This is a genomic window from Glaesserella parasuis, from assembly GCF_002015085.1.
Lineage (GTDB): Bacteria > Pseudomonadota > Gammaproteobacteria > Enterobacterales > Pasteurellaceae > Glaesserella > Glaesserella parasuis.
In genome coordinates this window covers 515-14,743 of the sequence record NZ_MUXW01000029.1, presented here as the reverse complement: position 1 = coordinate 14,743, position 14,229 = coordinate 515, and the positions used below count along the sequence as shown (strand labels likewise).

General features: G+C 40.0%; 12 protein-coding genes and 3 pseudogenes. All 15 read left to right on the top strand.

All coding sequences use genetic code 11. The annotated features are described in order from the left end of the window. Positions 1-55: 55 nt before the first annotated feature. Positions 56-352, top strand: a pseudogene (gene yhbY / locus B0183_RS07695) (ribosome assembly RNA-binding protein YhbY). A gap of 205 nt (positions 353-557) precedes the next feature. Further along, a complete protein-coding gene (gene accA, locus B0183_RS07690; RefSeq protein WP_078208600.1) occupies positions 558-1,511 on the top strand; it encodes an acetyl-CoA carboxylase carboxyl transferase subunit alpha in 954 nt (317 codons plus the stop codon). A gap of 85 nt (positions 1,512-1,596) precedes the next feature. Next, positions 1,597-2,457: a pyridoxal kinase PdxY gene (gene pdxY / locus B0183_RS07685; protein WP_035496815.1), complete on the top strand. Its 861-nt coding sequence runs from the start codon at positions 1,597-1,599 to the stop codon at positions 2,455-2,457. Positions 2,458-2,463: 6 nt separating this feature from the next. Then, positions 2,464-3,729: pseudogene (tilS, locus tag B0183_RS07680) on the top strand (tRNA lysidine(34) synthetase TilS). 52 nt (positions 3,730-3,781) lie between these two features. Further along, positions 3,782-4,174, top strand: coding sequence for a transposase (locus tag B0183_RS07675; protein ID WP_078208599.1), 393 nt, complete (start codon positions 3,782-3,784; stop codon positions 4,172-4,174). Positions 4,175-4,370: 196 nt separating this feature from the next. Further along, positions 4,371-4,529: a hypothetical protein gene (locus B0183_RS12335; RefSeq protein ID WP_160148342.1), complete on the top strand. Its 159-nt coding sequence runs from the start codon at positions 4,371-4,373 to the stop codon at positions 4,527-4,529. 111 nt (positions 4,530-4,640) lie between these two features. Then, complete coding sequence (locus tag B0183_RS11965; RefSeq protein ID WP_157834277.1) at positions 4,641-4,889, top strand: integrase core domain-containing protein; 249 nt, start codon at positions 4,641-4,643, stop codon at positions 4,887-4,889. Between the two features lie 195 nt (positions 4,890-5,084). Then, positions 5,085-5,315, top strand: coding sequence for a hypothetical protein (locus tag B0183_RS12775; RefSeq protein WP_234802048.1), 231 nt, complete (start codon positions 5,085-5,087; stop codon positions 5,313-5,315). 120 nt (positions 5,316-5,435) lie between these two features. Beyond that, entirely contained in the window at positions 5,436-6,245 is an 810-nt protein-coding gene (gene znuC, locus B0183_RS07660) for a zinc ABC transporter ATP-binding protein ZnuC (protein ID WP_035495685.1), read from the top strand. 12 nt (positions 6,246-6,257) lie between these two features. Further along, entirely contained in the window at positions 6,258-6,809 is a 552-nt protein-coding gene (locus B0183_RS07655; RefSeq protein ID WP_021112702.1) for a metal ABC transporter permease, read from the top strand. 383 nt (positions 6,810-7,192) lie between these two features. Next, positions 7,193-7,666: a hypothetical protein gene (locus B0183_RS07650; RefSeq protein WP_021112709.1), complete on the top strand. Its 474-nt coding sequence runs from the start codon at positions 7,193-7,195 to the stop codon at positions 7,664-7,666. After that, entirely contained in the window at positions 7,653-12,917 is a 5,265-nt protein-coding gene (locus B0183_RS07645) for an Ig-like domain-containing protein (protein ID WP_078208597.1), read from the top strand. Before B0183_RS07650 ends, B0183_RS07645 begins: the two co-directional genes overlap by 14 nt. A gap of 112 nt (positions 12,918-13,029) precedes the next feature. Next, a complete protein-coding gene (locus B0183_RS13205) occupies positions 13,030-13,221 on the top strand; it encodes an IS1/IS1595 family N-terminal zinc-binding domain-containing protein (RefSeq protein ID WP_021112703.1) in 192 nt (63 codons plus the stop codon). A gap of 9 nt (positions 13,222-13,230) precedes the next feature. Further along, complete coding sequence (locus B0183_RS07635; RefSeq protein WP_106406640.1) at positions 13,231-13,983, top strand: IS256 family transposase, variant Zn-binding type; 753 nt, start codon at positions 13,231-13,233, stop codon at positions 13,981-13,983. Positions 13,984-14,087: 104 nt separating this feature from the next. Beyond that, positions 14,088-14,229 (top strand): annotated as a pseudogene (locus tag B0183_RS11960) (IS256 family transposase); the annotation flags it as partial.

Below are 14,229 nucleotides of genomic sequence, written 5' to 3'. Positions count from 1 at the left end.
GAAAAAGCAGAGTATGAAAGGAAAATTGACCGCACTTTTATAGGATTAAAAACGAATGACATTATCAACCAAATAAAAACAATTTCTTAAAAGCCTCTCCCACCACCTTAATCCGGTAGTCATGCTAGGTGGAAACGGTTTAACTGAACGAGTGTTAGCGGAAATTGAAATTGCGCTAAATCATCACGAACTCATTAAAGCGAAAATCGCTGGTGCCGATCGCGAAACCAAACAATTAATTATTGATGCCATTGTGCGCGAAACCCGCGCGGAAGCGGTACAAGCCATTGGGCATATTTTGGTGTTATACCGTCCAAGCGAAGAACAAAAAATCCAATTACTGCGCAAATAAGTCGATCTTGAGGTGCGCCAAACGCACCTTAAAATCACGCAAAAAACGACCGCACTTTTATTCGCCATGTTAAAACCTCCTACCAGCCCAAAATACCAAGATTTTTTATGCAAAAACGCATACAATGCATTTCAATTTGCGCCTTGCCGAAAATCTTGCTAAATTGCGGTACAATTTGGTGCGAATTTAATATTAGGAAGAACAAATGAGCCAAGAATACTTAGATTTTGAATTACCTATTGCAGAACTGGAAGCCAAAATTGAATCGCTACGTTCTGTCGCCGAACAAGACGATAAAATTAATCTTGATGATGAAATTGCACGCTTGCAAAAGAAAAGTGTGGAATTAACACAAAAAACCTTTGCAAATTTAGACGCTTGGCAAGTTTCCCGCATGGCGCGTCATCCAAACCGCCCTTACACCTTGGATTACATTGAACACATTTTTACCGATTTTGAAGAACTTGCCGGCGATCGAGCCTTTGCTGATGATAAAGCGATTATCGGCGGCTTAGCGCGTTTAGACGGAAAACCGGTGATGGCTATCGGGCATCAAAAAGGACGTTCAGTCAAAGAAAAAGTAAAACGTAATTTCGGTATGCCAGCGCCGGAAGGTTATCGTAAGGCATTGCGTTTAATGCAAATGGCTGAACGCTTTAAATTACCAATTATCACCTTTATCGACACCCCGGGAGCTTATCCGGGCGTGGGGGCGGAAGAACGCGGTCAATCGGAAGCTATTGCGCGTAATCTACGTGAAATGTCCACCTTAAAAGTCCTTGTGATTTGTACCGTTATCGGCGAAGGTGGCTCCGGTGGCGCGTTAGCCATTGGCGTGGGTGACAAAGTTAATATGTTGCAATACAGCACTTATTCCGTGATTTCACCAGAAGGTTGCGCCTCTATTTTATGGAAAAGCGCGGACAAAGCCTTCACCGCCGCTGAAGTGATGGGTTTAACCGCCAACCGTTTACACGAATTGAAATTAATTGACAATATTGTGCCAGAACCCTTGGGTGGTGCGCACCGTAATTATGCCGAAATGGCAGCCCATTTAAAACAACGTTTATTGGACGATTTAGCCAATCTTGAAGTACTTGATCAAGAAACCTTATTAGATCGTCGCTACCAACGTTTGATGAGCTACGGTTACTGTTAATCAAATGATTTGTTAAAAAGAGCTGTTATTTTGACCGCTCTTTTGACGTTATAAAAAAGATATTTATTATTAAAAAGGAGTTCACATGAAAAACCTGATTTCTATTCAATCTCACGTCGTGTATGGTTATGCGGGTAATAAATCCGCAACCTTTCCAATGCAACTTCTCGGGGTGGATGTATGGGCTTTGAATACCGTCCAATTCTCCAACCATACGCAATATGCCAAATGGACCGGTATGGTGCTACCCAAAGAACAAATCGGCGAAATCGTGCGTGGTATTGATGAAATTGGCGAATTACATCGCTGCGATGCAATCATTTCCGGCTATATCGGTTCAGCTGATCAGGTCGAAGAAATTGTCAATGCGGTTAACTATGTTAAACAACGCAATCCAAATGCGGTTTACCTCTGTGATCCAGTTATGGGACATCCAGATAAAGGTTGTATCGTAGCAGATGGTGTAAAAGAAGGTTTGGTTAAAATTGCCATGAAAGCGGCAGATATTATTACACCAAATTTAGTTGAATTACGTGAATTAAGTGGTTTAACTGTTGATAATTTTTCCCAAGCAATTGAAGCAGTTAAAGTAATTCTAGCTCAAGGTCCAAAAAAAGTGTTGGTTAAACATTTGAGTAAAGTTGGACAAGATTCGACTAAATTTGAAATGCTACTCGCTAATCAAGAAGGCATTTGGCACATTAGTCGCCCGTTACATACTTTTGCTAAAGATCCCGTTGGCGTGGGCGATTTAACTGCCGGATTGTTTATGGCGAATTTGTTAAACGGAAAATCCGATATTGAAGCCTTTGAACATACCGCCAATGCAGTGAATGAAGTGATGCAAATAACTCATGATTCCGGGCTTTACGAGCTACAAATTATCGCGGCTAGAGAATTTATCGTTAATCCGCGCAGCCATTATCAAGCGGTAAAAATTGCTTAATATAGCATGGATATTTTTGCAAAATTTGAGCATATCGTTAGCCAACATCAACCGACACAAACACATTTTCTCGTCGGTTTTAGCGGTGGACTTGATTCCACCGCATTGCTCTCTTTATTGACAAAATTCTGTCGAAAACGACCGCACTTTTCCCTCAGCGCCATCCATATTCATCACGGTTTAAGCCCAAACGCCGATCATTGGGTGACACATTGTCAACACCTTTGTCGCCAATTGTCCGTTCCACTGATCGTGGAAAAAGTCCAAGTCGATCGACGTTTAGGAGTTGAAGTGGGCGCTCGCGAAGCGCGTTACCAAGCCATTCGTCGTTATATGCGTGCAGATCATATTTTGACGACCGCCCATCATCAGCAAGATCAAACAGAAACCTTTTTTCTCGCACTAAAACGTGGCAGCGGCGTGCAAGGCTTGTCCGCCATGCCGATGCAAAGTGCGGTCTTTTCTGTGCCGATTTTTCGCCCACTGCTCCAATTCACGCGTACCGAACTGGAAGAATATGTTAATAGCGAAAATTTGCCTTGGATCGAAGATGAAAGCAATTAAGATAACCGTTATGACCGCAACTTCTTGCGCCATCAAATTTTGCTCCCCTTGCGACAACGCTGGGCGCATTTTGACCAAGCCGTACAGCGCAGCGCGCAACATTGCTTAGAACAGCAGCAATTGTTAAACGAATTACTGGCACAAGAATTACAAAAATATCAAAAAAATGACCGCACTTTTGACATTAGCCAATTTGTGCATTTTTCTATACCAAAACAAAAAGCGTTACTGCGTTTGTGGTTGGCCAATTGCGATTTACCCATGCCCTCAAGCAAACAATTGGCACAAATTATTCAGGATGTGATCTTCGCCCAAGCCGATCGTTATCCGGAATTTAAATTGGGCGACAAGCTGATTCGTCGCTATCGCCGGCACTTACACATCACACCAATTTATCAAGATATCAGCCATCTTGTTTTGCCGATATGCTTAAACCAATCCATTGATTTACCCGATAATTTGGGCAAATTTATAATTAAAATGCAATCTAATGAATGGATTGCAAAATGGCAAGATCACATAGTTCTCCTTCCGCCAACACAAAAAACTATCCATCTTGCTTTTCGTTATTCGGGAACGGTTCTCCACCATGGTATTCATCAAGACATCAAAAAACTGTGTCAACAACATAATGTCCCCTATTGGTTACGCCAACGCACGCCTTTAATTTTTTATGGCGATCAACTTCAATGTGTAGTGGTACACTAATCCCACAGTCCTCAATAAGTGGTAAAATTTAACCAAACATGAGGATATAAAAATGCAAAGACCTATAAGAACCTTTAGCGCGGAATTTAAATCCGAAGCGGTAAAATTGATTACCGAGCGTAAATATTCTATTACACAAGCTTGCAAAGAGCTAGACATCGGTGAAACAGCGTTGCGTCGCTGGGTAAGTCAAGTTCAAGCTGAATGTCAGGGCTATGTGTTGCCGGGTTCAAAGCCAATCAGTCCCGAACAACAACGCATTCGAGAGTTAGAAAACCGTATCAAAGAGCTGGAAGAGGATAAAGAAATTCTAAAAAAGGCTACGGCGATTTTAATGTCTCTCGAGAGCAACGATACCAAGCGGTCACGACGTCAAAATCGCACGGCATTAAGCGTTTATGTGCCTTATTTGGTGTGTCAGAAAGTGCCTATTATGCGCGCTTGAAACGGCGACAAGCGGTCGAAAAACACACCGCACTTGCGATTGAAATCAAGGTCATTTTTGAGGCAAGTCGTCAATCCGCCGGCAAGCGAACCGCTCAATCAGGTTTGAGACAAAAGGGAATTCGAGCTAGTTTGCGGTTGATTCGCAACCTAAATATAACCGAAATAAAGAAATAGGGCAAGTTTTTGCTAATCACTTGAACCGAGCATTTACGCCTGATGCACAAACGACGGTGCTTTGTGGCGATACGACGTACATTAAAGTCAATGGTGTTTGGTGCTATTTAGCGGTAGTGATTAACCTGTTAAACCGTCAAGTTGTTGGTTGGAAACTGAATCGACACCACGATGCGTAATTGGTTGTCGATGCGTTAAATCACGCGATGTTGTAGACTAAACGTACGAAAACAATGCTGTTTCACTCAGACCAAGGCAGTATTTATGGGAGTAAGCAATTTACCCAATGTGTGCAAAACTACAAGTTAACACAAAGTATGAGCCGACGGGGCAACTGCTGGGATAATGCACCGATGGAACGTTGGTTTAGAAGTTTTAAATATGAGTGGATGACATATGGTGGTTATGTTGATTTTGAAAGTGCGGTCAACGATGTAAAAGATTATGTGATGTACTACAACCACATTCGCCCACATAGCTATAATCAAGGTTTGCCCCCGATTTTAGCTGAAAAAACTTATCGGGGACTGTTGAATTAGTTGATCACTACAAATTGATGAGCGTTACTACCGTAAGCTGAAAGTGAGTGATTGGCTGAGCAAAGCGGAGGAATGGAAGGGGATAAAATCGGTGTTGGAGGTGTGTCGCAAGCGGTCAGATAATGGCAAGGAATCGCAAAAAAAGTCTTTTATATCAGTAGTTTGGATGTTGATATTCAAATATTGGCGAAGTGCGTGCGAGGGCATTGGGAAGTGGAAAACAAAGCCCATTGGGTGCTAGATGTGGCCTATAAAGAAGACGAATGTGCTGTGACCGATGAATGGGGTGCGGAAAATCTGGCAATCTTGCGTCGATTAGCGTTGAACTTGGCACGATTACACCCGAAAAAGCAGAGTATGAAAGGGAAATTGACCGCTGCCGGTTGGTCAGATGAATTTCGAGATGGGCTGTTGCTCGGCGTGTAGGTTGAAAAATGTACAACATATACGATTGCCCTGTACGATCTAAAGATTAGGGGGCGTTTTATCTTGTTTCATCGGGTAAAATACGTTATCTTTAAATTTATCCACCCATTAGAATTTATTATGCAAATTAATGCAATACGCGTTACGCAACAAGCGAATTCCACTATGCCTCTAATTGAACTGAAAAATATTACGATGCATTTTGGGCAAAAAACTGCATTACAACAAATTAATATGGCAATTTACCCCAATACCGTCACTACCATTGTCGGTCCTAATGGTGGAGGGAAATCGACTCTATTAAAAATTTTGCTCAAATTGCTCAAACCCACTACCAGGGATGTGATTTATAGCCGGAATGTTCGCATTGGCTACGTCCCACAAAAAATCCATTTAGATCATAGTTTGCCGATTACCGTGAAAAACTTCCTTTCCCTTAAGAAAGGCATCACTGCAAAAGACATTCAACAAGCAGCGGAATTGCTTTCTATCTCACACCTTATGCACAATTCGTTGCAAAAACTCTCCGGTGGTGAAATGCAACGTGTATTATTGGCTCGCGCAATTTTAAATCAACCTAATTTACTGGTACTTGATGAACCAACCCAAGGGGTCGATATGAATGGGCAAATTGAACTCTATCAGCTTATTCATCAAATGCGAGAAAAACTAAATTGCGCCGTTTTAATGGTGTCTCATGATCTCCATATTGTGATGGAGGATACCAATAAAGTATTGTGCGTTAATCAACATATTTGTTGTTCCGGTACGCCTGAAGCTATAAGTAGCGATCCGACTTTTATCCAACATTTTGGTGATCAATTTTCTAAAAATATTGCTTTTTACACCCATCATCACAATCACCGTCATGATATGCACGGCGATGTTTATTGTTCAGGGCAATATCAATGCGCACAACATCATCATTAGGAACGCTTTATCGTGCTTGAAATCATTCTTCCTGCTTGGCTTATCGGTATTTTGCTCTCTTTCATTACTGCACCTCTTGGTGCTTTTGTGGTTTGGCGCAAAATGGCCTATTTTGGCGACACTTTGGCACATTCCGCATTATTAGGCGTAGCATTAGGTATTTTTATTGAAATTAACCCCTATCTAGCCATTCTCATTTTGACGCTATGCATTACTTTATTAATGGTATGGCTTGAAAACCATACACAATATTCAGTAGAAGGGGTTAATATTCAACGAATGCGATTTATTTTAATGATTTTGACCGCACTTACAATTGCCTTAAGCATGAAATTTGTGGGGGCATTGATTATTACCTCCTTGCTCATTATTCCGGCAGCCACAGCACGCCGATTCGCACGAACGCCTGAAACCATGGCGATGATTGCCGTTGTCATCAGCATGTTAGCTATCACTATGGGGCTGGAACTTTCCGCCTTTTATAACACTGCAGCAGGTCCATCTGTAGTCATCTGTTCTGCACTCTTGTTCGCACTTTCTTTTTTGTGGAAAGAACAAGGATAAAGGCTTTTCTCATATTCAAAAAAACAACGGACGCAATAACAATAGCTCCGTTGTAGTAATACTAGAACTTGTTGATGTTTTGAGGCTGTAAAATCACCAATAAGTGTTTATTTAATATCCCAGTATGGCAGAACCATACTGGGTTACGCATAAATCAGCCCCTTTGGGGCTGAGAATTAGAGTGGCAAAGCCACTCAACTATGCGTAACCTAGTACGCATTTTGTGTGCTAGGTATAAAATAGTATATTTTATAAGCATAAAACATCAACAAGCCTTAAATAAAATTTCACTTTTTTCCGTTCTTTTTTACAGCAAAACTCTGTAATTTCTTGTAAAATTAGGATAGTTTTTATCTCTTTTCTAGGAAAAGTACTTTTATATTATGAGCAAAGCCATTTTAACTATCGTAAAAGGCAATAAAACGGAATCTATTGCATTGCAACAAGGAAAAACTGTCATCCAAAAAACCGAAGCAGCGGCGCGTTATCGTATTGTTGATGAGAACGGCATGCTAATTGAGCCTATAGAAGTAGAACAAATCGGCGACAATTTAGTCTTTTCTACCTCAGCCAATGAAGAACCGCTTTTGGTATTGGAAGAATACAATGCCTATTATTCTGTTGAAAATCTTGCAACCGTAGTTGAAAACAGTGTTTCTGTTACCGGAAATATAGCCGCCAGCTCATTAAGTGCGGTGCAATTAACCGCTATTTCTTTAGGAACGGTCGCGACCACTATTGGTGCGATAAATAGTTATAATCATAGCAAAACCAGCAATACGCCTCGTGCTGAAGAAAACACAACGCCTAACACAAAACCGTCTGTGCCGGAAGTAAAACCGGTTGAAACCGGTTGAACCTGAAACCCAACCAACGGAACCTGAACCCCAACCAACTGAGCCGGAAACTCAATCAACTGAGCCGGAAACCCAGCCAACTGAGCCTGAAACTCAACCAACTGAGCCTGAAACTCAACCAACTGAGCCTGAAACTCAACCAACGGAGCCGGAAACCCAGCCGGTTGAGCCTGAGGCTATCATTGATAAAGATCCCAATGCTGCTTGGGTTGTTATGCCTAAAGAAAAAGCCGCAGTTGAACCGGAAATTGAGGATGAACCAGAAGCAAAACCTAATACTAAACCGCAGTTAGATCCTTTGCCCGAATTACCCGTATTAACTGAACCGGCAGCAGGCGCAGCACCTGTTGCCGCAATTGCATGGACAAGTTATGTGGGAGGAGAGGACGGTATCATTAGTCAATCTGAAGCTAATGAAATCATAAGATTATCAGGTAGTTATGATGTCAAAGGCACATCTACCACGCCACCCATGATTACCGTTTTAGCCGATACAATTAGACTGGCTCAAGTTGATCCTGTGACTAAAACTTGGTGGGTCGATATTAACGCTTCCGCATTGGTGGCGAAAGGAGAAGGAGAGAAAGAACTTAGCGCATCTATTACAGCAGTTCATGATACAAATAAAAGATTGCGCGGTACGGCTCAAGCTAAACTAAAATACATTGTTGAGACAGTGACACAAGAGCCTGAAATTACCTTTGATAAAATTACGGGCGACGATTTCTTAAGTTTCGTTGAACAAAAATTAGAAAAAACCACGATTTCAGGTACGGTAAAACACGCCAAAGATGGGGATGTTGTTAAGTTAGAAATTGGACAATCAGTTTATTATGCTGAAGTGAAGGATAGTAAATTTTCTAAAGATGTGAATACTCAAAGTTTAATTATTCACGAAAAAGTCACCGCTTCTATTGAAACTCAAAGTGTAAATGGTGGAACAGCTAAAGGCAGTGCGGTAACTTATGCGAATGTAGAAGAAACGCCTTTAACAATTAAGATGAATCCTGTAACGACAGATAACATCCTTAATATTGCAGAATCTCAGCAGGAAATTACCTTATCAGGCTCGGTCACACGTGCAGATGATGGTTCTGTTGTTGAGCTAACTATTGGTGATCAAACGCTCAAAGCACAAGTGCTTAATGGCGAATTTGAAGCGAAGGTTAGCGGTGAATTGTTAGCGAAAAATAATACTGTTCGGGCTGTGGTCAAAAATACGGAAAATATGACCGCGCTTGAAGTATTCCAATATGAAACAGCTTTAGACAAACCAACCATTTCGCTACGTCCCATTACTGGAGACAATGTGATCAATGCCGAAGAAGCAGCAAAAGAAACGACCGTTATTGCTGGAAGTGTGACAGGCGCAAGCGATGGGGATTTGGTGGAAGTGTCTTGTGGCTGCCCTTATTGTGCCGCAAGCAATTGGAATACAATCCAAACTAAGGTAGTCAATGGTTCTTTTAAAGTAGAGTTTGCCACCGCGGTTTTAACGGCTGACAACCATAAAGTCATTCGCGCTAAAGTTATCGGAACCGATAAGGCCGGCAATCATGGTGAAGCCGAAACTTCGCAAGCTTATACGGTTGCAACGTCAGGCAGTGATGCCAACCTGACAAATCTCTCAGCTGTAGGTGAAAATAATATTTTCAATAAAGCATTTATAGAAAAGAATTCTACTTTTACTTATCAGGGAACAGTATGGGGACATACTGTTTGTCGTGAAGAAGATTTAGTGGAAAAAGTTGAAATCAAGCTCAATGGAAAAACGTTTTCCACTAATTTAAGCCGAGATGGTTCAGCACTACGAAAATTTAGCACCATATTAAATGTCGCGGATTTTGCGGATGCGGATGAAATGTACGTAGTCGCAACCATTCGCAATAAAGAAACAGGAAAAATTCACGAAGTAGCAGAAAAAGTCTCCTATCGTTATGATACTGAAGCCAATATTGCCGTTTCAGTCAATGAAGTCAATGGTGGCAAAACGATTTCTACCGAGAATTTGAATAAAACCAGCCTCATTAGTGGCACACTCACTTACGATGAACAAGATATTAATGCCAAAGATATTCAAGTTAAAGTCAATATAAATGGCAAAGAATATGATGCAACGGTATCAGATAAAAAATGGTCTTTGAACTTACCCATTAATGAAGGCTCGCTGATTGAAGGAAATAATCACTTAAAAGTTAATGTAATAGCTAAAGATGTTGCGGGTAATACGGCTACCGCAGAAAGTGCGGTGGATTTTCAAGCCGATATGACACCGCCAATGCCAATCATTACGCTTAACCCAATTAATGAAAATAATGTGGTCGCTAAGACTGCGACAGATTCTGTGGTATTAAGTGGCAAAGTGAGTGGCGATTTTGCTGTTGGTGAGCAACTCACCTTAATGTATAACGGCAAAACCCAAGCGGTGGAAATTCAACAAGATGGTGCATTTAGTTTAACGCTTCCGGCAGCAGAATTAGCCTCTTCAAATTCACTGATAGTTTCTGCTGTTTATACCACTAAAGATAGTGTTGGGAATGTAGGATCTGCGCAAAGTGATTTATCTTATAGTGTTAGCCAAGGCGATATCGCTATTTTGTTAAATGATATTACGGCAGATAATCATATCAATGTGACTGAAGCCAAAGGGCATTTACAATTATCAGGTAAAATTTTTGGTACAGAGGCTTCAACTACAACTCAAGTTGAATTACAAATTAACGGTAAAACGCACAAGGTTCAGGTAGAAAGTGATCTGAGTTTTAAATTGGATATTGCTGCCGAAGAATTAATTCAAGCACCAAACTATGTGGTTACAGCTACCGCTACTGCAGGAAATAGCCGCGCGGATACAACGAAGAAGTTTACTGTTGCCGCTGAGGTAGCGGCAAAAATTGATATCACCGAAGTGGGCGATTTCACCTTAAGTTTGGCTGAAAAATCACCTATTATCCGCATATATGGTGAAGCTGAATTTGATGGTGTTTATGCTCAAGGTAAAAATTATAACGAAGTACGCCAAGCGATCGTTACAATTGGTAACCAATCATTTAAGGTCGGTGTTAATAATAAAACATTCTTTGTCGATATTGCCGCCGATGAATTAAAAGGGCTAAATGGACAACAGATTTCCGTAAAATTCACTCCGGATCCAAAGGTTTATGAGCTAACTAAGGCTGATGGATTTTATAAAACAGCTTATATTAATGCGCCCGAAGTCACGACTAAAAGCATTACGTTTACAAGCGATTATTTAAAAGTGGAGAATCAAGATCAGTATTTTGTTGCGTATCACGAAGATATTGCAACGGTAAGTGGTGTTGTATCAGGAACTGCCAAAGGGGGAGATGTTGTTCTCTTGAATATTGGCAATAAAACGCTTAAAACAACGGTAAATTCGGACTTAAGTTTCTCTGCGATCGTGTCAAAACAAACCTTGAGCACAGCAGAGCAGATTTCTGCTACCTTGGAAACCACAGATCGTTCCGGTAAAGCAATTAGCGTTTTTGATCAAGAAAATTATGCGGTAGCGGCCTCAGTAGATGGTACAAAACAAATTGGGTTAATTCCACGTAGCAATCCCATTCAAGATGATCATACAAAAGATGATTGGAATACCCCATATTTCTTAAAGGCTGTAGGTAGCTTAGATAAAAATGGCTATTCTGCCCCATTGGGTGGAACACAAGATAAGCCTTATGTCATTAAATATTATTTCCACGGCACGGAAGAGTTAGAAGCGAATAAAGAATTGCCTTCCGATGCCTTGGTTGATGAGGGATTAAAAGCGGTCTTCAGGGATGCCTATGCCATCTTATCTAGTTATACCAACATACAGTTTGTGGAAAGTAAAATAAGCGGTGACCGTGATACTTTTGTGCATTATGCTTCCATGACGAATGGCTCTGCAGCAGTCGCAAGCAACGGTGGGCATATTACTTGGAATGCAGGTAGCAGCTGGAAAGGCTGGGGAACGGATTATCTTTATTACACCGCGCTTCACGAAATTGAGCATACGCTTGGTATGGTTCATACGGTTGCAGGTGATATTCCGACCTTTAAAGAAAACGGCTATGGTAATGAAAATACCGCGGAATTTTCGATTATTTCTTATGATCGCTATGTCAATGATAATTTATATTTATCCTTACGCGATTTACGCCCTTATGATTTAGCTTATTTACATTATCGTTTTGGTGTCAATCCAAATGCGCGCGCCGGCGATGATGTTTATAGCTTTGCAAATTACAATACCTATGCTTCTGACGGCGGTCGTTATATTTGGGACGGTAACGGTGTTGATACATTTGACGCTTCAAAAGAAAAACAAGGTGTGTATGTTAATTTAAATCCCGGTAGCTGGAGTTATGTTGGTGATATTCAAGAACGAAACTTCTTTGTAAAAAACATTAACAGCAAAACTCAAGATGTACATCAATATTTTGATTTACCGGAAAAAACCACTGTGGATAGTGGAAATGGGCAAGTTAATGCCCCATTGAATATTGCTGATGTTGAATATACTTCGGGGCAAGTCTATATTGGTCAAGGAACACAAATCGAAAATCTTATCGGCTCAAATCATAATGATACATTGATTGGTAATGCGGCAGATAATAACATCTTCGGCGGAGCCGGAAATGATAAGTTAGAAGGCGGTGCCGGTCATGATTATCTTAATGGTGGTCTTGGTGAAGATACGATGATAGGTGGTTTAGGAAACGATATCTATCTTGTTGATAATACAAAAGACATTATCGTTGAAGCTAAAAATGAAGGCATAGATACGGTTTACAGCACCGTTGATTATCATTTGTCAGAAAATGTAGAAAATCTAGTCTTAATTGGGAATACTACAAAAGCAGCCCACGGTAATGAGTTAGATAATATCTTAACGGCGAATAATATCGGTAATACATTAAATGGAGGAGCTGGTAATGACCGTCTTATTGGAGGACTAGGTGCAGACATTTTCATAGGGGGAGAAGGGACGGATCATTTTGTGTTTAACACCACCCTTAATGGTAATGTGGATATCATCAAGGACTTCAGCACAGAAGACAAAATTGAATTATCCAAAACCATATTTCTCGCCTTAAACGATGAAGAAAGTCTTAAACGTCATATTAAATATGATAATACCAATGGGCAATTAAGTTATGATGCTGAAGGCAATGGTGATCTTATTCATTTTGCCACGTTAGAAAATCATCTCTCAACATTGGATAATAATAATTTAATTATTGTTTAAGGTGAATATAGAAGAAACCTTTATTTGGTCTCTTCTGGCATAGTAGACAAAATGGTTGCTAAAAAGTGGCTTAAAGTCTTATATTACGGGCTTTAAGCCACTTTTTTGAATTATGAACCCAAAAAATGTCATTTTTTGCCACAGTAGCGACATTCGCAAACATGGCATAAGAAATAATATTCAACGCTATAAATGTAATGCCTGTAATAAAACATTTACCCTTAAAAAGAAATTAAATCCAATAAGTATTTGGAATGATTATTCAATAGGAAAACAAACCTATAAACAACTTGCCGAAAAATAGCATTGTTCAATCAGAACGATTCAAAGATATATTGAAAAAGCCCCTAAAACAGTATTAAATCCACCCCAATCACGTGATTTAAATATTATTGCGGATACCACCTTATTTGGTCGTGAATTTGGTATTTTACTGCTGATGGATTCGCTTTCTAAAAAGGTGGTTTACCATCATGTTATTAAAACGGAAAAAGATGTTTATTACAGGATAGCGTTTAATTCACTTCGTATGAAAGGCTATAACATTCAATCAATTACCTGCGACGGCATACGGGGTATATTGAAAGATTTATTGGATACACCGACGCAAATGTGCCATTTTCATATGGTAGCCATTGTGATGAGAGCATTAAGAAAAAAGCATCAATCTATAGCTGGAAAAGAATTAAAATTTATTGCATTGACACTTAAACAGAGTTCTAAAAAAGACGTCTATTTACGATTACATCATTGGTATTTAAAACATAAAGCGTTTTTAGAAGAACGGTCAGATAAACCGAATGAAAAGGGCTATTATCCTTATAAACATAGAAATGTAAGAAGTGCTTATCATAGTTTTAAACGTTATATGGATTATCTATTTACCTATGAAAAGTATGGCGATTTAAATATCGAAAAAACGACAAATAGACTTGAAAACTTATTTGGGCAACTTAAGGAGAAATTATCCCATCATGCAGGCTTAACGAAGAAGCATAAGATTATGTTTATAAAGGATTTTTTAAATAAAAAAGAGTTGCTAAGAATAATTAAAAATATTCATTAGCAACCACTTTGTCATATAGGCATAGTTTTTACAAAAGAGCCTCTCCCACAATTTGTGTAAATACCTGTTTCTGAGATAATACATTCAGACACAGGTATTTTATTATGAACGAAAAACAACTTCACGCCTTGGCAGCGGAATTTGCCAAAAACCTAAAAACACCAGAAGACCTCAATCAATTTTCACGGATGCTCAAAAAAATCACCGTCGAGGCTGCGTTAAATGGTGAACTGACCGACCATCTTG